The sequence below is a fragment of the Stenotrophomonas sp. YJH_SMC_27 genome (assembly GCF_059369815.1).
In genome coordinates this window covers 231,855-255,601 of record NZ_JCAFTA010000003.1, presented here as the reverse complement: position 1 = coordinate 255,601, position 23,747 = coordinate 231,855, and the positions used below count along the sequence as shown (strand labels likewise).

18 protein-coding genes are annotated in these 23,747 nt (G+C 68.7%); 8 read left to right on the top strand and 10 right to left on the bottom strand.

Annotation, left to right across the window (positions count from 1 at the left end; translation table 11 throughout):
• Positions 1-25: 25 nt before the first annotated feature.
• On the bottom strand, positions 26-229 hold the full coding sequence (locus AC5P7R_RS07160; protein WP_005407501.1) for a YdcH family protein: 204 nt from the start codon (positions 227-229) through the stop codon (positions 26-28).
• A gap of 91 nt (positions 230-320) precedes the next feature.
• On the opposite strand from AC5P7R_RS07160, the gene ttcA reads away from it, so the two are divergent.
• The 3 genes from ttcA to AC5P7R_RS07145 are packed head-to-tail and all read left to right on the top strand — an operon-like array spanning position 321 to position 3,022.
• On the top strand, positions 321-1,241 hold the full coding sequence (gene ttcA / locus AC5P7R_RS07155; RefSeq protein WP_171953210.1) for a tRNA 2-thiocytidine(32) synthetase TtcA: 921 nt from the start codon (positions 321-323) through the stop codon (positions 1,239-1,241).
• A gap of 36 nt (positions 1,242-1,277) precedes the next feature.
• On the top strand, positions 1,278-2,183 hold the full coding sequence (locus AC5P7R_RS07150; RefSeq protein WP_021202267.1) for a recombination-associated protein RdgC: 906 nt from the start codon (positions 1,278-1,280) through the stop codon (positions 2,181-2,183).
• Positions 2,184-2,242: 59 nt separating this feature from the next.
• Entirely contained in the window at positions 2,243-3,022 is a 780-nt protein-coding gene (locus AC5P7R_RS07145; RefSeq protein ID WP_021202266.1) for a M48 family metallopeptidase, read from the top strand.
• Positions 3,023-3,347: 325 nt separating this feature from the next.
• Here AC5P7R_RS07145 and AC5P7R_RS07140 read toward each other — a convergent pair whose 3' ends face one another.
• Entirely contained in the window at positions 3,348-4,214 is an 867-nt protein-coding gene (locus tag AC5P7R_RS07140; protein WP_111102371.1) for a methylglyoxal synthase, read from the bottom strand.
• A 167-nt stretch (positions 4,215-4,381) separates the two neighbouring features.
• On the opposite strand from AC5P7R_RS07140, the gene AC5P7R_RS07135 reads away from it, so the two are divergent.
• Positions 4,382-6,790: an ATP-binding protein gene (locus tag AC5P7R_RS07135; RefSeq protein WP_197575742.1), complete on the top strand. Its 2,409-nt coding sequence runs from the start codon at positions 4,382-4,384 to the stop codon at positions 6,788-6,790.
• Here the strand turns inward: AC5P7R_RS07135 and AC5P7R_RS07130 are convergent.
• The 3 genes from AC5P7R_RS07130 to AC5P7R_RS07120 form a co-directional block, all read right to left on the bottom strand.
• Complete coding sequence (locus tag AC5P7R_RS07130; protein ID WP_019661976.1) at positions 6,776-8,221, bottom strand: FAD-dependent oxidoreductase; 1,446 nt, start codon at positions 8,219-8,221, stop codon at positions 6,776-6,778. The genes AC5P7R_RS07135 and AC5P7R_RS07130 overlap by 15 nt on opposite strands.
• Positions 8,222-8,282: 61 nt before the next feature.
• Positions 8,283-12,737 (bottom strand): glutamate synthase large subunit, encoded by a 4,455-nt coding sequence (gene gltB / locus AC5P7R_RS07125; RefSeq protein WP_495213808.1) that lies wholly within the window; start codon positions 12,735-12,737, stop codon positions 8,283-8,285.
• A gap of 174 nt (positions 12,738-12,911) precedes the next feature.
• Entirely contained in the window at positions 12,912-13,301 is a 390-nt protein-coding gene (locus AC5P7R_RS07120) for an I78 family peptidase inhibitor (protein WP_026347258.1), read from the bottom strand.
• Positions 13,302-13,412: 111 nt separating this feature from the next.
• Here AC5P7R_RS07120 and AC5P7R_RS07115 point away from each other — a divergent pair, with 111 nt between their 5' ends.
• The gene (locus AC5P7R_RS07115) at positions 13,413-14,471 is read left to right on the top strand and encodes a DNA topoisomerase IB (RefSeq protein ID WP_019661973.1); all 1,059 of its coding nucleotides are present in this window, start codon (positions 13,413-13,415) and stop codon (positions 14,469-14,471) included.
• On the opposite strand, the gene AC5P7R_RS07110 is transcribed toward AC5P7R_RS07115, so the two are convergent.
• Positions 14,459-14,767 (bottom strand): putative periplasmic lipoprotein, encoded by a 309-nt coding sequence (locus tag AC5P7R_RS07110; RefSeq protein ID WP_019661972.1) that lies wholly within the window; start codon positions 14,765-14,767, stop codon positions 14,459-14,461. The two genes, AC5P7R_RS07115 and AC5P7R_RS07110, sit on opposite strands and share 13 nt — an antisense overlap.
• Positions 14,768-14,963: 196 nt before the next feature.
• Between AC5P7R_RS07110 and AC5P7R_RS07105 the strand changes: the two genes are divergently transcribed.
• Positions 14,964-16,070, top strand: a complete 1,107-nt coding sequence (locus AC5P7R_RS07105; protein ID WP_021203608.1) for an SDR family oxidoreductase — start codon at positions 14,964-14,966, stop codon at positions 16,068-16,070.
• A gap of 30 nt (positions 16,071-16,100) precedes the next feature.
• On the opposite strand, the gene AC5P7R_RS07100 is transcribed toward AC5P7R_RS07105, so the two are convergent.
• A complete protein-coding gene (locus tag AC5P7R_RS07100) occupies positions 16,101-17,168 on the bottom strand; it encodes a serine hydrolase domain-containing protein (RefSeq protein ID WP_111102374.1) in 1,068 nt (355 codons plus the stop codon).
• A 189-nt stretch (positions 17,169-17,357) separates the two neighbouring features.
• On the opposite strand from AC5P7R_RS07100, the gene AC5P7R_RS07095 reads away from it, so the two are divergent.
• Together AC5P7R_RS07095 and AC5P7R_RS07090 are read left to right on the top strand one after the other, a co-directional pair.
• Positions 17,358-17,744, top strand: coding sequence for a BlaI/MecI/CopY family transcriptional regulator (locus tag AC5P7R_RS07095; protein WP_019661969.1), 387 nt, complete (start codon positions 17,358-17,360; stop codon positions 17,742-17,744).
• A 3-nt stretch (positions 17,745-17,747) separates the two neighbouring features.
• On the top strand, positions 17,748-19,721 hold the full coding sequence (locus tag AC5P7R_RS07090; protein ID WP_495213807.1) for a M56 family metallopeptidase: 1,974 nt from the start codon (positions 17,748-17,750) through the stop codon (positions 19,719-19,721).
• Positions 19,722-19,813: 92 nt separating this feature from the next.
• On the opposite strand, the gene AC5P7R_RS07085 is transcribed toward AC5P7R_RS07090, so the two are convergent.
• From AC5P7R_RS07085 to AC5P7R_RS07075, 3 genes are all read right to left on the bottom strand, one after another.
• Positions 19,814-20,128, bottom strand: coding sequence for an I78 family peptidase inhibitor (locus AC5P7R_RS07085; RefSeq protein WP_058983243.1), 315 nt, complete (start codon positions 20,126-20,128; stop codon positions 19,814-19,816).
• A gap of 78 nt (positions 20,129-20,206) precedes the next feature.
• On the bottom strand, positions 20,207-21,229 hold the full coding sequence (locus tag AC5P7R_RS07080) for a ribonuclease H-like domain-containing protein (RefSeq protein ID WP_478419071.1): 1,023 nt from the start codon (positions 21,227-21,229) through the stop codon (positions 20,207-20,209).
• Positions 21,226-23,715: a DEAD/DEAH box helicase gene (locus AC5P7R_RS07075; RefSeq protein ID WP_478405577.1), complete on the bottom strand. Its 2,490-nt coding sequence runs from the start codon at positions 23,713-23,715 to the stop codon at positions 21,226-21,228. The genes AC5P7R_RS07080 and AC5P7R_RS07075 overlap by 4 nt, the downstream gene beginning before the upstream one ends.
• Between the last annotated feature and the right edge of the window lie 32 nt (positions 23,716-23,747).

Here is a 23,747-nt window from a genome sequence, read left to right as displayed (position 1 = left end):
GGGTTGGCACCCACCTGAACCCGGCTCAGGCCGGCTCGTCGGGAATCTGCAGGCTCTCCAGCCTGGCGATGCAATCCTTCAACTGCAGCTTGCGCCGCTTCAGGCGCTTGGCTTCCAGTTCGTCCTCGCCGTTGGCCGCCATGCGGGTGATCTGTTCATCCAGCAGGCGGTGCTCGGCGCGCAGGGCGGCGAGGCGTTCGACGATCTCGGCGGGGTCGTAGGTGTCCACAGGTCCCGAGCATACACAGCGATGATGACCGCCGGGAGAGGGGAATACCGACCCCCGGCCGGGGCCGCTCCGAGCCGTTAGAATGGAGCCCATGAGTGCCGTGATTTCCCTTCCCGATCCCCAGCCGCGCGCCGCCCGCGATCCACGCGTGGCCGAGCGCGAGCAGCACAAGCTGGCCAAGCGCCTGCGCCGCCAGGTCGGCGAGGCGATTGCCGACTTCGGCATGATCGAGGCCGGCGACAAGGTCATGGTCTGCCTGTCCGGCGGCAAGGACAGCTACACCCTGCTGGACGTGCTGCTGCAGCTGCAGAAGAAGGCACCGGTGCCGTTCGAGCTGGTGGCGGTGAACCTGGACCAGAAACAGCCGGGCTTCCCTGAGCACATCCTGCCGGAGTACCTGGCCGGGCTGGGCGTGCCGTACCACATCATCGAGCAGGACACCTATTCGGTGGTCAGCCGGGTCATCCCGGAAGGCAAGACCATGTGTTCGCTGTGCTCGCGGCTGCGTCGTGGCGCGCTTTACAACTACGCCGAAACCCACGGTTTCACCAAGATCGCGCTGGGCCATCACCGCGACGACATGGTGGCCACCTTCTTCATGAACCTGTTCCACCACGCCAAGCTGGCGGGGATGCCGCCGAAACTGCGCAGCGATGACGGCAGGCACGTGGTGATCCGGCCGTTGGCCTACGTGCGCGAAAGCGACATCGTCGACTACGCGCAGGCACGCCGGTTCCCGATCATTCCCTGCAACCTGTGCGGCAGCCAGGAGAACCTGCAGCGCCGCCAGGTCGGCCTGATGCTGAAGCAGTGGGAAAAGGACCATCCCGGCCGCATCGAGCAGATCGCGCGCGCCATGGGCGACGTCCGGCCCTCGCAGCTGGCCGACACTACCCTGTTCGACTTCATGGCGCTGGGCCGTCGCGACGACGCGCCGCTGCCCGATGCCCATGCCTGGCTGGCCGGTTCCCCGGCCGACGCCGACGCAGATCCCGAGACGCCCACCGTTTAAGGTCGGTCGCCCTTCCTCTTTGCCATCCGGAATTCCATGTTCTTTCGCAACCTGACGTTCTTCCGTTTTCCGACCGCCACCGATTTTTCCGAAGTCGATACCCTGCTGCCGCACGCCGTGCTCAAGCCTGTTGGCGCGCTGGAAATGAACTCGCGCGGCTTCATCTCGCCGTTCGGCCGCGAGGAAAAGGAGCAGCTCTCCCACCGCATCGCCGAACACCTGTGGCTGACCGTGGGCGGCGAGGACAAGATCCTGCCGGCAGCGGTGGTCAACGACCTGCTCGAGCGCAAGCTGGAGGAGATCGAGGAGAAGGAAGGCCGCCGCCCAGGTGGCCGCGAGCGCAAGCGCATGAAGGACGACCTGCTGCATGAACTGCTGCCGCGCGCCTTCGTGAAGTCCTCGCGCAACGACGCCTTCATCGACCTGCAGCACGGCTATGTGGCGGTGGATACCTCCAGCCGCAAGACCGGCGAGTACTTCATGTCCGACATCCGCGGCCTGCTCGGCAGCTTCCCGGCGATGCCGCTGAACGCCGAAGTCGCGCCGCGCTCGATCCTGACCGGCTGGATCGCCGGCGAGCCGCTGCCGACCGGACTGAGCCTGGGCGAAGAGTGCGAGATGAAGGACCCGGTGGAAGGCGGCGCGGTGGTCAAGTGCCAGCACCAGGAACTGCGCTGCGACGAGATCGACAAGCACTTGGACGCCGGCAAGCAGGTGACCAAGCTGGCGCTGATCTTCGAGGACAACCTGTCCTTCGTCATCGGCGACGACCTGATCGTGCGCAAGCTGAAGTTCCTCGACGGCGCCCTGGACCAGCTGGAGCATGCCGACGAAGACGGACGCCGCGCCGAGTTCGACGCCCGCTTTGCCCTGCAGAGCGCCGAGATCCGCCGCCTGTTCCTGTTGCTGGAAGAAGCCTTCAAGCTCAGCAAGGCTGACTGAACAGGCAGCGCGACGGCCGCCGGTCATCCGGCGGCCCGAAGCGGCGCTATGCTGGGCGCATGAGCCGTCTGCTGCGCCGCCTGATCAGCCCGACCCCGCCCGCCACCGTACAGCGCGACACCGTTCGCCTGCGCCTGGAGGATGCCGAGATCGAGGTCCTGCGCGTGCGTGATCCGCGTGCGCGGCGCATCAAGCTGAGTGTGGACGAACGCGGCGCACGCCTGACCCTGCCGCCGCGCGCGAGCCTGGTGATGGGCGAACGCTTCCTGGAACAGCACCGCGACTGGTTGGCGCTGCAGCTGCGGCAGTACCAGGGCCAGGGCCTGCCGCCACCGTTGCAGCCGGGCGAAGACGGTGTGCTGCCCCTGCGCGGCGAACTGCTGCCGCTGCGCTGGCAGGAAGGCCGCTACGCGCGCCTGGAGATCGACGCGCACGGCGCCTGCGTGCAGTGGCCGACCCGCGGCGGCGACGCCACCCTGCGCCGTCTGCTGCGCGAATTCTACGAAGCCCAGACCCGCGCCGACGTCGGCCGCTGGCTGCCGAAGTACCTGCCCACTCTGCCGCGCGCCCCCAGCCGCCTGCGGCTGAAGGTGATGTCCTCGCAATGGGGCTCGCTGGCCCCCGACGGCAGCATGGCACTGGACCTGGCCCTGGTGCTCGGTCGTCCGGAAGCGTTCGAGTATGTGCTGGTGCACGAGCTCTGCCACCTGATCCAGCCCAATCACTCGCCTGCGTTCTGGCACGAAGTGGAACAACGCTTCCCCGCCTGGCGCGAGCAGCGCGACTACTTCCAGCTGGAAGGCCGCAGGCTGAAGGCGATGCTTCGCCAGCTGCTGTAGAGCCGAGCCGATGCTCGGCTGACGCGCGTGGCGCGGGTTCCAGTCATCACGTTGAAGAGCAGCCGAGCATGGCTCGGCTCTACAGGGAGTGTCCGTGGTGGGCAGGGGCGTGAGCCGCATGGGCCCGAGGCATGCCTCGGGCGGGTTGGGCAGGACGCCCAACCCCGGTCTTGCCGTGTGCGCAGGAAAGCGCACACGAGCAAGCGGCGACCGAGCTTACAAGGACGTACTTGCAGCGACCCCTGCGCAATCCACCCCGGCCGGCCGAGCACGGCTTCCGATTTGAACGACCCACCACGAGGGGCGCAGCCGTTGGCCGAAACCCTCACCCCACCCGCAACGCCGCGGCCGCCGCCCACCGCGCCGCCACCCGCGGCGCCGTAATGCACACTGCCTGGTCGGTCACCGTCGTCACCGCACGCTCCAGCAGCTGGATATCCGCCTCATGCTGGCGCGCCACATGCGGGTCCTCGAAGAAGATCGCACGCTGGCAACGCCCCTCCAGTACCCGGTCGGCAATCTGCGCATCACCGCCCATCGGGCCACTCTGGTAGCGCGTCACCCACGGCGTATCACGCGGCCAGCCCCGGCTCCAGGCCAGTTCGTTCAAACGCTGGCCGGTGGTGCCGGTCGCCACCCGCTCGCCGAACCGGGCCAGCACATCGAAATGCTCATCGGCGAAGGCCAGCATCGCCGGCTTCATCGCATCATGCGCGATCAGTGCCAGCGTCTGGCTTTCGAACGCATGCAGGTCGTCAGCGCCGCGGTCTGCCGGCAGCCCGCCGTGGACGCGCTCCACTTCGACCCAGTCGCGTGCGGTGGCCACGGTCGAAATGAACGGCTTGCCGTGAATCACGCACTGCCGTTTCAGCGCCGTGGCTTCTGGAAACACCGAGGATGGGTCGACCGGATCGATCAGGTAGATCGCGCCATCCAGTGTCCGATCCGGACCCATGCCGACGACTTCGGCGACCAGCTTCATCAGGCCGCCCTCGCGTCCGTACGGGTAACGGTGCAGGCCCGCGTACCCGGTCAGGAAGCCCTGTCGTTCGATCGCGTCATGGGTGCGACCGACCGCATGCAGCGACACGCCCAGCTCGCGCAGGCCGGGCTCGCTGCTGCGCAGCCAACGGAACAGCGCGGCGCGCGCGTCGTGGTGATGAAGACGGTTGGCAGCCAGGCCGATGCGCATCGAACGCTCCGCAGTTACAGGTGAAGGCGGCAGTGTATGTCGGCATTCCCCTATCTGGATGCTTTTACAACTTTCTTCATTGCCGTCGGTCCGCACGTCGATAGCGTGGCAGGCAGCGGTACCGCAGCGCGGCCGTTCCTTCCGCCCGCGAGATGAGGATGCCTACCGTGAATGTCGCCGGCCTCCCGGCAGCCATTGCTGTCATGGCCAGCCTGCTGCTGCCTGCCACGGCCTCCGCCACGGGCTGCAGGACACCGCTGCGCATTGCCTGGCCTTCCGACCGCGCACCCTTGTCGTCCAGCGAACAGGGTGAGGCACGGGGGCTCGGCGCGGTGTACCTGGAGCTGCTGGGCCGGCAACGGCCGCTGCAGCTGCTGCCCGTGCCGGCCGCCAGCGTGGAACGGGATGAGCTGCCGGCCGGCACCCAGGCGCTGCTGGGATGGCCACGCTCGCAGCTGCCCGCCGGGTGGGTGGCCAGCACGCCCTACCTGCAGCTGCCACAGGTGATCGTGCGCCGGGAGGGTACGCCGCCGGTGCTGGGCCTGGAAGATCTGCGTGAGCGAACCGTAGCCAGCCCCAGCCGGATGCCGCTGCAGGGGCTGCTGGCCGAGCAGGCAACGGGTGCGCAGCTGCTGCCACCGGCAGCGCTGGACGATGCGCTCCCGCTGCTGGGCACCGGCCTGATCGATGCCGTGGTTGCCAACCTCGGCGAAGTCGAGGCCGCGTTGCGCCGCTACCAGGGCGATGCACTGCTGATTGCTGCGCCGGCCGGTTTCGATGATGCCCTGGTGCTGGCGACCACGCCCGCCTGCGCCGATGTCATCGCCGGCTTCGAGCAGGCGCTGTCGCAGCTGACCGATCCCGAGCGCGATCAGATCCGCGCGGCCTGGCTGCCGGACCGGCCGCGCAATTGGCCGTCATCGTCACCCCTGCGCTGGCTGGTGCCGGCCTCGTTGATCCTGCTCGCACTGGCGCTGGTACATGCCTACGGTTACTGGCGGGTGCATCGCGAAAGCGTGCGGCGCCGAGTCGTGGAGCAGCGCCTGCAGGAGGTGACTGCGAACCTGCCGGCGGTGGTCTACCAGGCGCGCCGTTCGGCGTGCGGTCACTACAGCTTTCCGCAGATCGCCGGCGACGTGCAGTCCCTGTTCGGAATCAGCGTGGAGAGCGCGCGCATCGATCACCAGTGGCTGCTGGCCGCAGTCCACCCCGAGGACCGCAGCAGGGTGATGGCCTGTATCGAGACAGCCGCATTGGCGCGTGGCCCGATCGATGTCACTTTCCGTACCCGTTCACCACAGGGCTGGCGATGGGTGCGTTCGCATGGGCGGCCGTTGCCCTGCGACGATAGCTACGTCGAGTGGAGCGGCTACTGGATCGACGTCAGCGAGGTGCAGTCACGTACCCGCGCGCTGGCCGACGCGCGCCGCGAGGCCGAGCAGGTGGCACAGGCCAAGGCGCACTTCCTGGCCACGATGAGCCATGAGATCCGCACGCCGATGAGCACGCTGCTGGGCATGCTCGAACGGCTGGCGGGCAGCAGGCTGGAGCCACGCCAGCAGCAGGTGCTGGCCACGGTGGATGATGCGGCGCGGATGCTGCGGCAGATCCTCGACGATGTACTGCACAGCCAGCGCCTGCAGGGCGCACCGCTGCAGTTGCGGCCCACCGATCTGGCGGCACTGGTGCGCGCGGTGCAGCAGCTGCTGATGCCGGTGGCCGCCAGCCGCAGCCTGCACCTGCAGGTGGTGCTTGATCCGGAGATGCAGCCGGGATCGCTGGCCGATGGCCTGCGCCTGCGCCAGATCCTGTTCAACCTGGCCGGTAATGCACTGAAGTTCACCCGGCACGGCCACGTGGAACTGCGGTTGCAGGTACTGCAGCAGCATGCCCGCGGGCAGCGGCTGCGCCTGCAGGTAAGCGACAGCGGCGTGGGCATCAGCGAGGAACGACAGCAGGCGGTGTTCGCCGCCTATGCCCAGGCGGAGCGCTCGACCACGCGGCGCTTCGGCGGCAGTGGGCTGGGCCTGGCGATCTGCCGCGAGCTGGCAACCTCGATGGGGGCGGAGCTGCAGCTGCGCAGCTCCCCTGGGCAGGGCACCACGGTATGGATGGATCTGGACCTGGAGGCCTGCGAGGCACCCATGGCCGCACCTTCGGCGGCATCAGCGGATGAGCATCCATTGCCGGCGGCGTGCGTACTGGTGGTTGAAGACCATCCTACCAACCTGCAGCTGCTGGAGCAGCGCCTGTGCGCGCTAGGGCTGCGGGTCCACGCCTGTACCGATGGGCAGTCGGCGCTTGAAGCATGGCAGGCGCAGCCGTTCGAGCTGGTGATCACTGACTGCCACATGCCGGGCATGGACGGCTTCGCACTGGCGCGGGCGATCCGCGCTGATGCCTGCCCGGCACGTGCGCAGGTGCCGATCATCGCGCTCACGGCCAGCGTGATGGAAAGCACCCGCGAAGCCTGTCGCGCGGCTGGCATCGACCACTTCCTGGCCAAGCCGGTGGAGCCGCACGTGCTGCGGGCGCTGCTGGCGGTACTGCTGGCGCCGGACTCAGTGGGCCAGTAGCCGGACGATGCTGGCGGCGGCATCGCGGCCCTCGGCCACGGCGGTCACCACCAGGTCGGCACCGCGTACCGCATCACCACCGGCGAACAGGCGCGGATGCGCGGTCTGGAACGGTAGGCGATCCTTGCCTCCGGCCACGATACGGCCGTTGGACCGGCCTTCCACGCCGTGCTCGGCCAGCCATGCCGGAACGGTCGGCGAGAAGCCGAAGGCGATGATCACCACGTCGGCCTCCAGCAGCGATTCGCTGCCATCGATCGGCACCGCGTTCTGGCGGCCGTTCGCATCCGGCTCACCCAACCGGGTCTCGACCACGGTTACGCCGATTACTTCGTCATCGGCGCCGGCTTCGATCGACAGCGGCTGCCGGTTGAACAGGAAGCGCACACCTTCCTCGCGTGCATTGGCGACCTCGCGCGCGCTGCCGGGCATGTTTGCTTCGTCGCGGCGGTAGGCGCAGGTGACCTTGGCCGCGCCCAGCCGTATCGCGCTGCGCACGCAGTCCATGCCGGTATCGCCACCGCCGAGCACCACCACGCGCTTGCCGTTGAGATCGGGCAGGGCGATGGTGTCTTCCCAGCCGGCAATCGGCCGGCCCTTCGGATCATCACCACCGACGATGCGGCTGTTCTGCACCAGGAACGGCAACGCCGGCAACACGCCTTTCAGGTCCTGGCCGTCGAGGCCGCCATCGGTGTAGCGGTAGGCGCCGGTGCCGACGAACACCGCATCGTGGGTATCCAGCAGCTGCTGCAGGCTGATGTCGCGGCCGATCTCCACGCCGAGGCGGAACTGCACCCCCATGCCCTCCAGCACGTCGCGGCGGCGACGGATCACGTCCTTGTCCAGCTTGAAGCTGGGGATGCCGAACTGCAGCAGGCCGCCGATCTGCTCGTAGCGGTCATAGACCACGGCGGCAATGCCGGCGCGAGCCAGGCGGTCGGCACAGGCCAGCCCCGCCGGACCGGCGCCGATCACCGCCACGCTGTGGCCGGTCGGCTGCACCGCGGCCAGATCCGGGCGCCAGCCACTGGCCAATGCGGTATCGACGATGTACTTCTCCACCGCGCCGATGGTGACCGCACCGAACTCCTCCAGCGTGCAGCTGCCTTCGCACAGCCGGTCCTGCGGGCACACCCGGCCGCACACTTCCGGCAGCGGGTTGGTGCTGTGGCACAGCGTGGCCGCCTCGTGGATGCGGTTCTCCTGCACCAGCTGAAGCCACTGCGGAATGGCGTTGTGCACCGGGCACTTCCAGCTGCAGTACGGGTTGCCGCAGTCCAGGCAGCGGCCGGCCTGGTACTGCGCGTCTTCCTTGCCGAACCTGCCGTACAGCTCACCCCAGTCGCCGGAGGTGCGCAGTTCCACCGGAATGCGCTGCGGCATGGTGCGGGGCAGGTCGAGGAACTGGAAAGCGTGCTTGCGGCTCATGGCGGGCTCTGTAATGCGAGGGGGAACGTTGCCGGCCAGCGGCCGGCACTACCGGAAAACATCACGCGGCGCGTCGCAGGGTTTCGGTCAGCGACTCGATGCTGGCGGCCTTCGGTTTGACCAGCCAGAACTTGCCGATGTAATCGCGGAACTCGTCCAGGATCTGCTGCGCCCAGATGCTGCCGGTCAGCTCGCGGTGGCGGCCGATCAGGCGGTGCAGGTGCTGGCGATAGTTCTCGAAGCCCTCGGCGGACACGCGATGGATGTCGATCAGCTCGTGGTTGTAGCGGTCGACGAAATCGCGATCAACGTCCAGCACGTAGGCCAGGCCGCCGGTGAAACCGGCACCGAAGTTCAGCCCGACCTTGCCCAGCACCAGTACCACGCCATCGGTCATGTACTCGCAGCAGTGGTCGCCGGCACCCTCCACTACCGCCAGCGCGCCGGAGTTGCGTACCGCGAAGCGCTCGCCCGCCCTGCCCGCGGCGAACAGCTCGCCGCCGGTGGCGCCGTACAGGCAGGTGTTGCCGATGATGGCGGTGCTGCGTGCCTCGAAGCGGGCACCGCGCGGCGGTCGCACCACCAGGCGGCCACCGGCCATGCCCTTGCCGACGTAGTCGTTGGCTTCGCCTTCCACCTCCAGGTGCAGGCCACCCACGTTGAACGCGCCGAAGCTCTGCCCGGCGCTGCCGCGGAAGCGCAGTTCCAGCGGTGCCTCGGCCATGCCCTGGTTGCCGTGCGCACGCGCCACCGCGCCGGCCAGGCGGGTGCCGATGCTGCGGTCGGTGTTGTGGATCAGGAAGCGATGCTCGCCGCCGCGCTTGTGTTCAATGGCGGAGGCAAGCAGGCCGTCCATCTGCGTGGCCAGGCTGTCCGGCGATTCGTACAGCCGCTGCGCGGCGCAATGGCTGCCCTCGTAGCGGCTGTCGGCCAGCAGGCGTGACAGGTCCACGCGCACGCCATCACGGGGCGCGGCCTCGATCTGCCGCAGCAGGTCGGTTCGGCCGACGATCTCTTCCAGCGAACGCGCGCCCAGGTAGGACAGCCAGCCACGCACTTCTTCGGCCAGCAGCCGGAAGAAGTTCTCCACGCGCTCCGGCTGGCCGGTGAAGTGGTTCTCGCGCAGGCGTTCGTCCTGGGTGGCCACGCCGGTGGCGCAGTTGTTGAGGTGGCAGATGCGCAGGTACTTGCAGCCCAGCACGATCATCGGCGCCGTGCCGAAGCCGAAGCTGTCCGCGCCCAGCAGCGCGGCCTTGACCACGTCCAGGCCGGTCTTCAGCCCGCCATCGGTCTGCAGCAGGGTGCGCCCGCGCAGGTCGTTGGCCAGCAGCGCCTGGTGCGCTTCGGCCACGCCCAGCTCCCACGGCACGCCGGCATAGCGGATCGAGCTGACCGGCGACGCACCGGTGCCACCGTCATGGCCGGAGATGGTGATCAGGTCCGCACCGGCCTTGACCACACCGGCGGCGATGGTACCAACGCCGGCATGGCTGACCAGCTTCACCGATACCAGCGCGGTCGGGTTGACCTGCTTGAGGTCGTAGATCAGCTGCGCCAGGTCTTCGATCGAATAGATGTCGTGGTGCGGCGGCGGCGAGATCAGGCCGATGCCCGGCCGCGCGTAGCGCAGACGTGCGATCAGTTCGTTGACCTTGTGGCCGGGCAGCTGGCCGCCCTCGCCGGGCTTGGCGCCCTGCGCGACCTTGATCTGCAGCACTTCGGCATTGACCAGGTACTCGGCGGTAACGCCGAAGCGGCCCGAGGCGACCTGCTTGATCTTGCTGCGCTTCGCAGTGCCATAGCGCGCGGGATCCTCACCGCCTTCGCCGGAATTGCTGCGGCCGCCGAGGCGGTTCATGGCGATGGCCAATGCTTCATGTGCTTCCGGCGACAGTGCGCCCAGGCTGATCGCCGCAGTATCGAAGCGCGGGAACAGGGTACTGGCTGGAGCGACCTCGTCCAGCGGCACGGGCGCGGCCGCCGGCACCAGCTCCAGCAGGTCACGCAGCGCCGATGGCGGGCGCGCATGCACCGCATCGCAGTACTGCTGCCACGCACGCGGGTCACCGCTGCGCGCCGCGCGCTGCAGGGTGGTCACCACGTCCGGGTTGTACATGTGGTATTCGCCGCCGTGCACGTACTTCAGCAGGCCGCCGACATCCACGCCCTGCTGCGCGTCCCAGGCCTGCGCGCACAGTTCGCGCGCGTCGGCATCCAGGCGGGCAAAGCCGGCGCCGCCGATGCGCGAGGCGGTATCGGGGAAGCACAGGTCCACCACTTCCGGTTCCAGGCCGATGATCTCGAACAGCTGCGCGCCGCGGTAGCTGGCCACCGTACAGATGCCCATCTTCGAGATGATCTTCGACAGGCCCTTGTAGATACCCTTGCGGTAGCGGCGGCCGATCTGCGATTGCTCGCCGCCCTTGCTGAGCTTGAGGATGCCGCGACGGCCCAGGTCGAACAGGGTCTGGTAGGCCAGGTACGGGTAAACCGCCGTGGCACCGAAACCGAGCAGGCAGGCCATGTGGTGCGGGTCACGTGCGGTGCCGGTCTCGACGATGAGGTTCACGTCGCAGCGCAGGCCCAGCCGAGACAGGTGGTGGTGGATGGCACTGGTGGCCAGCAACGCGTGCACCATCGGCCGCCCGGCCACCGGGTAGCGGTCGGACAGCAGCAGCATCACCATGCCATCGCGCGCGGCCTGTTCCGCTTCGCTGCAGATGCGTTCGATGCCGGCGCGCAGGCCTTCGTCTTCGCTGTAAGACAGGTCGAGCAGGCGGTTGGCCTGCAAGTACTGGTCCATCTTCAACAGCTGGCGCAGCTTGCGCTGGCTCAGTACCGGCGAATTGAGGATGACGTGGTTCACCGTCTCTGGGCCGGCATGGAAGATGTTGGTTTCCTTGCCGAGCTGGGTGGACAGCGACATCGCGCAGTCTTCGCGCAGCGGGTCGATCGGCGGGTTGGTGACCTGCGCGAAGGCCTGGCGGAAATAGTCGTACAGCGGGCGGCTGCGCTGGCTCAGCACCGCCATCGGCGTGTCGTCGCCCATCGAGCCGGTGGCTTCCTGCTCGGTCTCGGCCAGCGGCCGCAGCACCTGCTCCACCTCCTCGCTGCTGAGCTGGTACAGCTTGTGGTAGCTGCGCAGGGTGCCTTCGTCGAAGGGCTCTTCCACCAGCGACGGGTCGATCAGTTCGGTCTGCAGGTAGGTCACGCCCTGCTGCAGCCACTGCTTGTAGGGCGCGCGGCCGCGGTTGATGCGGTCGACCGCATCGGAGTCGAGCAGGTCGCCGCGCTTGAGGTCGATCGCGATCATCTCGCCGGGGCCGAGCTTGCCCTTGCGCACCACGCGCTCGGTCGGCACTTCCCACACGCCGGCTTCGGAGGCGACCAGGAAGTGGCGGTCGGCGGTGAGCATCCAGCGCGCCGGTCGCAGGCCGTTGCGGTCCAGCGTACACACCGCATAGCGGCTGTCGCAGGCGACGATGCCGGCCGGGCCGTCCCACGGCTCGCTGTTGAGGCCGTGGAACTCGTAGAAGGCCGCCAGGTCCGGATCCTTGAATTCCAGCGACTGCGTGGCAGGCGGCACCAGGATGCGCAGCGCCTGGATCAACTCCATGCCACCGGCGACCATCAGCTCCAGCATGTTGTCCAGGCTCTGCGAATCCGAACCGTGCATGGAGATGACCGGGTCGAATTCACCAATATCGAAGCGCGGCGTCTTCCACACCTTGCTGCGCGCCTGCGCCCAGCGACGATTGCCCTCGATGGTGTTGATCTCGCCGTTGTGGGCGAGCATGCGGAACGGATGGGCGAGCGGCCAGCGCGGCAGCGTGTTGGTCGAGAAGCGCTGGTGGAACACGATCGCGCTGGAGGCCAGCTCGCGGCGCTGCAGGTCCGGGAAGAAGCGGCTGAGCTTGTCCGGCAGCACCATGCCCTTGTAGCTGATCGCATCCGGGGTGAGGGTGGTGACGTAGAAGTCGGCGTGATCGCGCAGCTGCTGTTCGCTGCGGCGGCGGGCCAGGAACAACGCCAGCGCGAAGCCGGCATCATCCTGGCCAACCCCCGCATCGACGAACACCTGCTCGATGCGCGGCAGCGTGTCGCGCGCCAGTTGGCCGCAGACGCTGTCGTCGGTCGGTACCTCGCGCCAGCCAGCGACCTTGCAGCCCACCGCTTCCACCTGCGCCTGCAGCTGCGCGCGGCAGGCCTGCGCCGCGTCGGCGTCGTGCGGTAGGAATACCAGGCCGGCGGCGAAGCGTGTGGCGACGGCAATGCCGGCTTCGCTGGCGAGCAGTTTCAGGAACGCATCGGGGCGGCGCAGCAGCAGGCCGCAGCCATCACCGGTCAGGCCATCGGCGGCAACACCGCCACGGTGGGTCATGCGCGAAAGCGCGGCGATGGCGGTATCAACCAACAGGCGCGATGGTTGATCGTCGAGCTGGGCGACCATGCCAAATCCACAGGCATCGCGCTCGGAGCGCGGGTCGTAAAGCCCTTGGCGGTTGCGGGGGGCCATCTCTACCTCGATGCGTATAGGGTTGGCGGCGACACTCGTCCCCGCTCATTCCCTGGAGCGCATCGTGAGGCCACCGGATGCCTCGACTAGATCACAGGTTGCTGCAATGCCGCAATACACGGTTGCAGGTGCAACAGAACGCGCCGGCAACCCAGTGCCGGCGCGGGGCGGGACTCAGCCGCAGCGCACGCCGCTGATGGCGCCCTTGGCGTCCACTTCGATGTTCAGGCGGTCGCCGAGGAACTCCATCGTGGCCACATCATTGGGCTTGAGCACGCGTACCTGGCTGGCGCCTGCATCTTCCTGCGCCTGCTTGCCCAGCCCATCGGTGTAGGCTTGGCCGACCAGGCTCTGCACCTGGCTGGCATCGCAGGTGCCGACCGGCGGCGCCTCGATGGCCTTGCCGGCTTCGTCGGCCGGTGCCTTGGCGGCTTCGGCCGCCTGCTGGGCGTGGGCCGTGGCCGAATCCTGTTCATCCAGCGCCGGTGCCTGGCAGGCGGTCAAGGCCAGCACGGCCGGCAGCAGCAGGGCGGAGAGCGAACGGGCGCGAATCGGGAACGACATCATGACTCCGGAAGGGGTTGTGAAGACCCGAGCATAGCGGCGAACCGGCCCTCACGTGTTTGTCTTGTGTTATCGACAGGATCGCGGCACGGCGACCGCGACACTACTGGCATGCCGACCGCCTCCACTCCCGAACGACAGGCCGCGCGCGCGGCCGGCCTGCGCTATGTCGACGACACCCAGCCGGGCATCAGCCGGCGCCGCGCCGGAAAAGGTTTCAGTTACCGCGATGCTGATGGCCACGCGATACGCGACGCCACCACCCTGCAACGCATCCGCGCACTGGCGATTCCACCGGCCTACACCGCGGTGTGGATCTGCGCCCACGCCAACGGCCACCTGCAGGCCACAGGCCGCGATGCGCGCGGGCGCAAGCAGTACCGTTACCACCCCGACTGGGCGAAGGAGCGCGACGCCGGCAAGTTCGACCGCATCATCGCCTTTGGCGAGGCCTTGCCCACGCTGCGGCGGCGGTTGTCGCGGGATCTGAAACGGCCGGGTTTCCCTAAGGAAAAGGTGCTGGCCATGGTGGTCGCGTTGCTGGCCGACACCCTGGTGCGGGTCGGCAATGAGACCTATGCGCAGCAGAACCGGTCATTCGGACTGACCACACTGCGTAACCGTCATCTGGAGCTGCTGCGTGGCGGCCGGGTGCGCATGCGTTTCCGCGGCAAGTCCGGGCAGCTGCAGGAGGTGACCGTGGGCGACCGCAGGCTGGGGCTGCTGGTGCGGCGCCTGCAGCAGCTGCCGGGGCAGGCGTTGTTCCAGTACCGCGATGACGACGGTGCGCTGCAGCCGGTCGACTCCGGTGCGGTGAACGACTACCTGCGCGAGGTGATGGGCGAGGACTTCACTGCCAAGGATTTCCGCACCTGGGGCGGGACCGTCGCGGCGGTGCAGGCGTTTGCTGCCACCGAGCTGCCGGAACCGGCCAGCCAGCGTGCGCTGGCGCAGGCACAGCGCAGCGTGGTGTGCCAGGTGGCGGCCCGGTTGGGCAACACGCCGGCGGTGTGCCGCAAGGCCTATATCGACCCGTGCGTGTTCGTCGGCTGGGAGCGCGGTGAACTGGCCAAGCTGGCCGGCCTGCGCGGGCCGCGCCAGTGGGAGCAGGCCACCCTGCGCGTGCTGCGCAGGGCACGCCGGCTCAGCCGCAGTCGTCAGCCGCAGTAGATCGCGACGATATTGTTGGTGCGGCCCTTCTCGATGGTCAGGCGGTCGCCGCCTTCGCTGGCCGGTGGCACCCGCGGGCCGTCGTGGCGCAGGACCCGCACGTGCAGGCTGTCGCTGTCCACGCGTGCACGGGCCACAGTGGCGTCCGAGGCGGCCAGGCCCACCGCGCCGCGCACCCTGTCGCTGTGGCACTGGCCGGAAATCACGCCGTCGATCGGCTGCACCTGGGCCATCGGTGTGCTGCTGCAGGCGGCGAGGGCAAAGCAGACGGCGGCGGTGGCGATGGCATGTTTCATGGAGGCGTTCCCTGTGTGGTTGCGTGCAGGGTGCGACGGCGCACGTGGTGGCGGAATGAATGCCGTGCACATCGTGGACACGGCGCGCTCACTGCCGCCAACAGCGTGCGTAGAGAGACTGCAGGTGCGGCGTGCGCCGCCCCCCGGTAGTGTCGGCCGCTGGCCGGCAGCCCCGTTCCCTCCCGAGGAGACCTGCATGGCCACCACCAAGAAGACACCCGCCCGCCGAAAGGCATCGCCGAAAGTGCGTAAAGGCAGCACCCCGGCCAAGGCGGTCGCCGACCCCGATCGCCCCCGCGTAGTGAGGACCGCGACCCGCAAGGCGGCCGCCAGCGATCCGCGGGCAGCACGCGTCGCGGCCCGGCAGCGGCGCCTGCAGGACCAGGAGAAGGCCAAGGACGCCCGGGCGGCCAGCAAGGCCACGAAGAAGACCGCGACCCAGGCCGGCGCACGGCGCCAGCCGGAGGCGATGCCGGCGCAGCAGCTGGCCAAGCCCGGGCATGAGCACGAACTGGAGCTGGCGCCCCGCTTCCTTGCACCCGACTACGCGGGCAGCGGCAAGCTGCAGGGCATGCGTGCGATCGTCACCGGTGGCGACTCCGGCATTGGCCGTGCGGTGGCGGTGCTGTTCGCACGCGAAGGCGCGGACGTGGCGGTCCTGCACCTGGACGAAGCCGAAGATGCCGACATTACCCGCCAGCACGTGGAGCGCGAAGGCGGCCGTTGCATCGTGATCGCCGGTGACGTGCGTGATCCGCGTTTCTGCGACAAGGCCGTCAAGCAGGTGGCCAAGGCGTTCGGCGGCATCGACATCCTGGTCAACAACGCCGCGTTCCAGCTGCACTGCGAGCGGCTGGAAGACCTGGAAGACGCGCACCTGCAGGAGACCCTGCAGACCAACATCGGCGGTTACATCCAGATGGCGCGCGCGGTGCTGCCGCATCTGGGCGAGGGCGCCAGCATCATCAACACCGGTTCGGAAACGGGCATCTTCGGCAGCAAGGCGCTGATCGACTACTCGGCCACCAAGGGCGCGATCCATGCGTTCACCAAGTCGCTGGCCAGCCAGCTGCTGCCACGTGGCATCCGGGTGAACTGCGTGGCGCCGGGGCCGGTGTGGACGCCGCTGAACCCGGCCGACAAGCAGGCCGAGGACGTCGCCGAGTTTGGCAAGGACAGCGACATGGGCCGGCCCGCACAGCCGGAGGAACTGTCGCCGGCCTATGTGTTCCTGGCCTCTCCGGCCTGTGCCAGTTACATCAGCGGGGTGATCCTGCCGGTGATGGGCGGTCCACGTGGGTGAGACGGGGCTGCCGGCCGCTGGCCGGCAGCCTCAGGGCACGGTCACCGCAGGCGCATAGAGATCGGCAATGCGTGGAATGAACTGCTGCGGATTGGCACCGACCAGGTTGGTCAGCACCACCACCGCCACGCCGCGCTCGGGATAGACCACGAACGCCGCACGCGCACCGCCGATACCTGCCACCTGCAGGTCGGGCGATGCGCGCAGTACCGGCCAGCCCTCAGCCCACGGGCCGGCACGGCCATCCGCCAAGCGCTCTGCGCTCCACATCCGCCGCAGGGCCGCCTCCGGCAGCAGGCGGCCTTCGGTCAGCGCGGCCAGCCAGCGCGCGGTGTCGTCGGCGGTGGTGAGGATGCCGCCACCGGCCCACAGCGAAGGCGGTATGTCGTAGAACCAATGCGACAGGCGTGGCGGTGCATCGGCCGCGTCGGTGGCACGCGGGGCCAGGCTGTACATCGTCGCCGCATCCGGAATCAGGTCGTAGCTGTCGCCGAAGGTGGTGCGGGCCATGCGCGCGCTGCTGAACTGGCCGGTGGCGAGAAAACGTTCGTAGGGCATGCCGGATTGCTTCGCGATGATCCGTGCCAGAAGAACGTAGTTGGTCTGGTTGTAGGCGAAGCGCTGCCCGGGTTCGGCTTCGACCGGCTGCGCAGTGACGGCCGCCCACGCCTGCGCTTCTGAGCCAGCGCCCAACAGCCCGTTCGCATCAAGGATGTCCGGAAGGCCGGAGGTATGCGCCAGCAACTGGTGTACGCGTACGTCTGTCCACGCTGGTGGAAGATCATCCAGGTAACGCGAGGCCGGCGCGTCCAGATCCAATCGCCCCTCCTGCGCCAGCTGCGCGGCGGCCACGCCGGTGAACGCCTTGGTGGCCGAGTTGAGCGGGAAGCGGGTGTGGCGCGAAGCAAGCACGCCGTTCTCGACGTTGGCCAGGCCGTAGGCTTCAGACAGCACGATCTGCCCGTCCTTGACCACCGCGACCTGCAGCCCGGGGATGCGCTGCTGCATCATGATCTGGCGGATCAGGCGGCGGGTCTGGTCGTTGGCATGGTCCTGACTGGCAGAGACGGCGGTGAAGGGCAGGGCACTGATGAGCATGAGCACGACTCGGAGCATTGGACGGAACATGCGGAATTCCAGCGGGCGTTGCGGATCGGATGCGGACAGCGCGCCAAAGGTTTAAGTGCTCGGCGCCGCTACCGTTCGTCGGCCCATGACTTCCGGGGGGTTGACTACAGCTGTCGTCAAGCTGACAGTGGCGACACGTGTAGTCAAGGGAGTGGTGTCATGCGTGGCAAGACCATCGGGGACCAGGAGCTGGCCCTGCTGCAGTACATCGATGAACATGCGCCGGCCAGCGTCGGCGAGGTCGCCAGTGGATATGGAGAGGCCCGAGGCCTGGCCCGTTCCACCGTGCTGACGATGATGGAGCGGCTGCGGGCGAAGGGGTATCTTCAGCGCCGGCAGCAGGACGGCGTCTACCGCTACCAGGCCACCCGTGGCCCGCAGAGCGTGCTGCAGGGTGCCGTGGCCCAGTTCGTCGACAACACCCTGCAGGGCTCGGTGTCGCCGTTCGTGGCCTACCTGTCGCAGCGCCAGCAGGTCAGCGACAACGAGCTGGCCGAGCTGGAAGCGCTGGTCGCCCAACTCCAATCGCGTCGCCACGAGGGCTGAGCCATGGACACCACGATGCTGATCCCGATGCTGGAACGGCTGGGCTGGACCAGCCTGCAGACCGTACTGCTGGTGGCGCTGGTGTACGGCCTGTGCCGCGTGCTGCCGTCGCTGTCGGCGGCCACCCGCTGCCGCCTGTGGTGGCTGGTCTCGCTGCAGGCCGTGCTCGGCCTGTTCTGGAGCCAGCCGTTGCAGTTGCCCTGGCTGCCGGCCCCGCAGGCGGTGGCGATGACCGCAACCGACGTGGCCGCTGACATCGTCTACCCGCTGGCCCCGGAGGCCTCGGCACAGTTGCTGGCCGCGATGCCGATGCCTGCAGCGGACGTGCCGGCAGTGGCGTGGTGGGCCGTTGCACTGGCTGCGCTGTGGGCATCCGGCGTGCTGCTGATGGCGCTGCGCACCTTGGGTGAGTGGCGCCGCTGCCGCGCACTGCTGGCTGCGGCCTATCCCTGCGAGGACGAGGCGCTGGTACAGGCGCTGCAGCTGGCCTCCGATGCGCACGGCGTGCGTCCTGCGCCGCGGTTGTGGATGAGCACGCAGGTGGACGCACCGCAGCTGGTCGGGCCGTTCCGCCCGGTGCTGCTGCTGCCGGCCGGCGACAATGCCCTGCAGGGCGATGCGCTGGACCTGGCCCTGACCCACGAACTGCAGCACCTGCAGCGGCGTGACCTGCAATGGGGCCTGCTGCCTGCACTGGCCCAGCACCTGTTCTTCTTCCACCCGCTGCTGCGCCTGTCGGTGCGTGAATATGCACAGGCGCGCGAGGAAGCGGTGGATGCAGCGGTGGTTGGCCAACATGGCGCCAGCCGCCAGGCCTATGGCCGCCTGTTGCTGCAGTTGGGCGTGGCCCCGCAGCCGCATCTGGGCGTGGCCAGCGCCGCACCGAGCACCACCAGCCTCAAGCGTCGCCTGCTTTCGCTGCAGTCGCCCCGGTCCTGCCCGCGTCTGCTGGCGGTGGCGCTGACCGCTGCGGTGGTGGTGGTGGGCGTGGCGCCGATGCGGCTGGTCGCAGCGCCGGTGCCGCCCGCCCCGCCCGCCCCTCCGGCCGCGCCGAAGGCCGTGGCGCCGCCACCGCCTAAGGCCCCGGAAGCACCGTCCGCACCGCCGGCTGCCCCAGCGGCACCTGCCGCACCGGCAGCCCCGGCCGAACCTGCTGACGCGACCGGGCCCGACGATGCCGACGTGGCCGACGTCGACGATGCCACCGGCATGGCCGAAGACGATGAAGGCACGGCGTCGGCCGCCCGCTCCATCACCACCTACGGCCGCCTGGACCTGGGCAAGTCGCCCCGGGAGGCCTTTGTGCTGGTCGATGGTGATTCGACTTTCGCCAACGGCGGCATGGACGACGTGACGGTGGCCCGCAGGCAGCTCGGCAAGGGCCCGGCGCTGTGGTTCCGCCAGGGCGACAAGCGCTATGTGGTGCGCGACCCGATGCTGATCCAGAGCCTGCAGCGTGCCTACAGTGGTGCCGCAGAGCTGGGTCGCCAGCAGAGCGAACTGGGCCGCCAGCAGAGTGCGCTGGGCCGCCAGCAGGGCGAACTCGGCAGGCAGATGGGTGAGATGAGCCGCCTGCAGGGCGAGGAGTCGCGCCGCATCGCACTGATTGCCGCCGAGGCTGCACGCAATGCGATGGCCGCCCACGACATCAACCGTGAGGCCGCCGCGGAAGCGGCGAAGGCAGCGAGCGGTGCAACCGGCGATATGGCCGTTGCGCGTGAGGCTGCACGCGAGGCCGCTGCCGAGGCACGTCGTGCGATGCAGGAAGCCCGCAGCGAGGCCACGCCGTCCGGCCGCACCCGTGACATGCGGCGTCTGGCCAACCAGCAGTCTGAACTGGCCAGCCGCCAGGCGGCACTGGGCAGCCAGCAGGCCGCGCTGGGCGAGCGCCAGGCACGCGTGCATGCGCAGGCATCGCAGCAGGCACAGCAGGTGATCGCGCGTGCACTGGCCAGCGGCAAGGCCGAGCGCCTCTGAAACGGCGGTAGCGCCGGGCCATGCCCGGCGAGCGCAGCGGCACACCTGAAGAGGGAAGGCGCCGGGCATGGCCCGGCGCTACCAGCGGAACATCAACCGCAGCTGGCGCGTTCGATGCGGTTCTGCGCATCCACCTGCACGGTCACGCGGTCCTGGCGGAAGTCCATGGTCACCGCCATGCCTGGCTTGACCACCCGTGCACCGCGCGCGCCGCTGGCGGCCACCAGCTTCTTGATGGTGGCTTCGTCAGCCGTCTTGCCGGTGAAGGCCTCGAGCGCCTCCGGCCTGCATTCGTGCGCGGCGTCGGCCACGGGCGCTGGCGCGGGATCGGGGGCGGTACTGCTGCCGGCATGGCTGCAGGCGGCCAAGGGCAGGATGGCGAGCAGGACCAGGGGATTGAGGCGCATCGTCGGGCTCCAGGCGTGGATGGTGGCGGCAGTGTCACCGCTGCCACCGTCAGGGCATGTCAACGCTGCCCCGTGTCATTACTGCCCGACCAGCGCCAGTGTCTCGCGCTCGCGCTGTTCCTCGCGCACCAGCCGCTGCAGCAGCAAGGCCAGCGTCACCACGTCCTGATGATTGTGATCGGCCACCCGGCGCAGGTTCACGGCGTCGCCGCCACGCAGGAAGCGCAACCATGCTCCCGGTGCCTCCGAGCCCGGCAGGTCGTCCTCGCGCACCACGCGCAGCAGCTGGCGCTCGATGGTGGACAGCCTGCAGTTCTCCCAGGTGCCGCGATAGCGCCGGCGGGTGGGGTAGAGCAGGTCCACATGGTCCAGCGCCGTGATCGGATCGCGTTGGCGCGCCAGCCGGTAGCGCGCCTTCAGCAGCGGCGCATCGTAGCTGCGGCCGTTGTAGCTGCAGAACACGGTGGAGGGCTGCAGCCAGCTGGCGAAGGTGGCCAGCATCGCTTCTTCCGCAGCCATGGTGGACATCAGCAGCTGGCGGATGCGCAGGCCTTCGCCACGCTGCGGGCACACGTACCAGTCGGCCGCGCCGATCATGAAGGCACGCGTGCCGGTGCCACCGGCCAGGCCGGTGGTCTCGGTATCGAAGAACAGCAGGTCGCGCGCAGCTACGTGCTGGTCCTCGCGCTTGGCGAAGGCCAATGACAGCGGGGCGGTCGGGATTGGTTGCGGCTGCAGCGATTCGATCAGGAACAGGCCCGGTGCGATCTCCTCGCCGGGCAGCTGACGATCCTGTGCGCTGGCGCGTGCCGGCGTGGTACTGCCGCGGGAGCGCAGGCCGAGCAGGCGATGCAGGCTGCCTACTTCCGGCCGACGCAGCGGTACGGGTGCCGGTGCGGAGGCCGCAGCGCCGGTCGGCTTGTGGCGGATTTCCTGTTCGACCCAGGCGAACACCGAACGTTCGGCCGGTGGTTGCCGCGCATCGTTGGCGGCCACGGGCGCCGGTGGCGCAGGGGGCACGTCCGGCGCGGCCGGTGTGCTCGCCTTCGGGTCGCCGGCCTGCTTCCGCAGCAGGCGCAGCTTGTCCAGGCTCAGGCTCACGGTGCCAGCAACTCCATCGGCTCGCGCGTGGTGATCACCACGTCGGGCACATGCTGGCAGGCGTCGGCGTCGAACAGGTCGAGCACGCGCAGCGCCAGCGTGCGCGGCGAAGTCTCATCGTCTTCCTGCGCGGCCAGCACCGGACCCACGCAGGCCGGGCAGCCAGCCTTGCAGTCGCAGCGCTGCACCAGTTCGCGCGCGCGCTGCACCAGCTCGGCCTGGCGTTGCCACAGCGGTTCGCTGAGACCGACACCGCCGGGGAAATTGTCGTACAGGTACACGGTGGGCACGAATTCCTGCAGCAGCTCCACCACACCGGGATCACCCTCGCTGCCGCGCAGCTGGCCACGACCACTCTGGTCGGCGATCGCGAACCAGGAACCATCGCCATTGCCGACCGACTTCTGCAGGTCGCGCGCATCGGCCATCACCGCCACGGTGGCAACGATGTGCAGCGCGTAGGCGGCGCCGAGAAAACCATCCAGCGCATCCTGCTTGCTGGCGAACGCGCGCAGCAGCAACGCCTGCGGCAACTGCCACCACACCGCGGTGGTGTGCAGTTCCTGGTCGGGCAGGTTCACCGGTCCATAGCCGATGTTCTCGTGGGTGTAGTAGCGGATCTTCTTGTAGCCGGCCACGCGGCGCACCACGTGCACTTCGCCGTGGTGCGAATCGCCACGGCCGGCCACGCCACCGTCGAAACGGTCCAGCACCTTGAGCTTGGTGAAGTCGATGCTGTCGGTGTAGTAATCCACATGCGTGCGGGTGACGTAGGCCTTGCGGCCTTCCCAGTCCAGCGTTTCCACCTGATACGGGGTGGACTGCACCATGTGGATGGCTCCTTCATACAGAGTGAGCGCAGCGGCGGAGTAATCGACCTCGGCGATGATCTGCTGGCGGCCATCGCTGCGGTCGACCACCACGAAGTTGCCGTCGGCCACCGCACGCAGGCTGACCGCATTGGCCGGATAGCTGTCGGCAATCCATTCCCAGCGCTCGCCTTCGCGATGGATGACTTCGGTCTCTGCCAGCGCTTCCAGGAATACCTCCGGATCGATCGGGCCGAAGCCATCGCCGACCCGGAACGGCAGCTCGAAGGCCGCGCAGCGGATGTGGTCGAACAGGATCAGCGGCTGGTCCGGCGCGATACGCGCGTGCTCGGGCGAGGCCTCGGCGAAGAAGTCCGGATGCCGCACCACGTACTGGTCCAGCGGCTGCGAACTGGCCACCATCACCCCCAGCGCGGGCTGCTGGCGGCGACCGGCACGGCCAAAGCGCTGCCAGGTGGCGGCCACGCTGCCGGGGTAACCATTGAGGATGACCACGTCCAGGCTGCCGATATCCACGCCCAGTTCCAGCGCCGACGTGCTGACGATGCCGTCGATGTTGCCGGCACGCATCGCGCGCTCGGTCTCGCGCCGCTCGGTGGGCAGGTAGCCACCGCGGTAGGCGCGGATGCGCGGCGGTTTGCGCGGGTCGTGGTCGAAGATGTCCTTCAGGTACTTGGTCAGCACTTCGACCATCAACCGGGTCTGCGCGAACACCAGGGTCTTCAGCCCGGACTTGATCGCGATGCGCGCGATGCGGTTGCTCTGCGACCGCGCCGAGGCGCGCAGGCCCAGGTCCGGATTGATCACCGGCGGGTTCCACAGCAGCACCTGTTTCGGCCCGCTGGGCGCGCCGGATTCGGTGATGGCGGTGACCGGCGCCTCGATCAGCGCCTCGGCATGTGCCTGCGGGTTGCCGATGGTGGCCGAGCACAGGATGAACTGCGGTTGCACGCCGTAGAACGCGCAGATGCGCTTGAGCCGGCGCAGCACGTTGGTGACGTGGCTGCCGAACACGCCGCGGTAGGTGTGTACTTCGTCGATGACGATGTAGCGCAGGTTCTCGAAGAACTGCGCCCACTTGGTGTGATGCGGCAGGATCGCCTGGTGCAGCATGTCCGGATTGGACACCACGATGTCGCCATGCAGGCGGATCGCCTGGCGCGCATCACCCGGGGTATCGCCATCGAAGGTGAAGGCCTTGACGCCCAGATCGCCAGCACGGTTGAGTTCCAGCAGCTCGGCCACCTGGTCCTGTGCCAGCGCCTTGGTCGGGAACAGGTACAGCGCCTTGGCCTTGTCCTGCATCGCCGCGCTGACCACGGGCAGGGTGTAGCACAGCGACTTGCCGCTGGCGGTGGGGGTGACGATGGCCACGTGCTCACCACGCTGGCTGGCCTCCCAGGCCTCGGCCTGGTGGCTGTAGAGCTGCTCGATGCCGCGTGCCTTCAGGGCCGCGGCCAGGGCCGGCGGTACCGCATCGGGAATGGGGGCATAGCGGCCCTCGCGGCCGGGAATGGCAAAGCTGCCGGTGATGCGGTCCTGGTAGCGGCGCTGCAGGCGCGCGCTGAGCAGGGCGCCGTCACGGGCAGGCAGGCCATCGCGGGTGGCGAGCTTCTGCTCGGCATCGGCGGTGCGCTTGGCGAGTTCGTAAGCCATGGAAGAGGAAGCGGGGACGGATTGCGAGGGGT

Excerpts from the sequence above, each read along its gene's own strand:
- ttcA (WP_171953210.1), top strand. The coding sequence starts at position 321 with ATGAGTGCCGTGATTTCCCTTCCCGATCCCCAGCCGCGCGCCGCCCGC.
- AC5P7R_RS07150 (WP_021202267.1), top strand. The coding sequence starts at position 1,278 with ATGTTCTTTCGCAACCTGACGTTCTTCCGTTTTCCGACCGCCACCGAT.
- AC5P7R_RS07145 (WP_021202266.1), top strand. The coding sequence starts at position 2,243 with ATGAGCCGTCTGCTGCGCCGCCTGATCAGCCCGACCCCGCCCGCCACC.
- AC5P7R_RS07140 (WP_111102371.1), bottom strand. The coding sequence starts at position 4,214 with ATGCGCATCGGCCTGGCTGCCAACCGTCTTCATCACCACGACGCGCGC.
- AC5P7R_RS07130 (WP_019661976.1), bottom strand. The coding sequence starts at position 8,221 with ATGAGCCGCAAGCACGCTTTCCAGTTCCTCGACCTGCCCCGCACCATG.
- gltB (WP_495213808.1), bottom strand. The coding sequence starts at position 12,737 with ATGGCCCCCCGCAACCGCCAAGGGCTTTACGACCCGCGCTCCGAGCGC.
- AC5P7R_RS07120 (WP_026347258.1), bottom strand. The coding sequence starts at position 13,301 with ATGTCGTTCCCGATTCGCGCCCGTTCGCTCTCCGCCCTGCTGCTGCCG.
- AC5P7R_RS07115 (WP_019661973.1), top strand. The coding sequence starts at position 13,413 with ATGCCGACCGCCTCCACTCCCGAACGACAGGCCGCGCGCGCGGCCGGC.
- AC5P7R_RS07110 (WP_019661972.1), bottom strand. The coding sequence starts at position 14,767 with ATGAAACATGCCATCGCCACCGCCGCCGTCTGCTTTGCCCTCGCCGCC.
- AC5P7R_RS07105 (WP_021203608.1), top strand. The coding sequence starts at position 14,964 with ATGGCCACCACCAAGAAGACACCCGCCCGCCGAAAGGCATCGCCGAAA.
- AC5P7R_RS07100 (WP_111102374.1), bottom strand. The coding sequence starts at position 17,168 with ATGCTCATCAGTGCCCTGCCCTTCACCGCCGTCTCTGCCAGTCAGGAC.
- AC5P7R_RS07095 (WP_019661969.1), top strand. The coding sequence starts at position 17,358 with ATGCGTGGCAAGACCATCGGGGACCAGGAGCTGGCCCTGCTGCAGTAC.
- AC5P7R_RS07090 (WP_495213807.1), top strand. The coding sequence starts at position 17,748 with ATGGACACCACGATGCTGATCCCGATGCTGGAACGGCTGGGCTGGACC.
- AC5P7R_RS07085 (WP_058983243.1), bottom strand. The coding sequence starts at position 20,128 with ATGCGCCTCAATCCCCTGGTCCTGCTCGCCATCCTGCCCTTGGCCGCC.
- AC5P7R_RS07075 (WP_478405577.1), bottom strand. The coding sequence starts at position 23,715 with ATGGCTTACGAACTCGCCAAGCGCACCGCCGATGCCGAGCAGAAGCTC.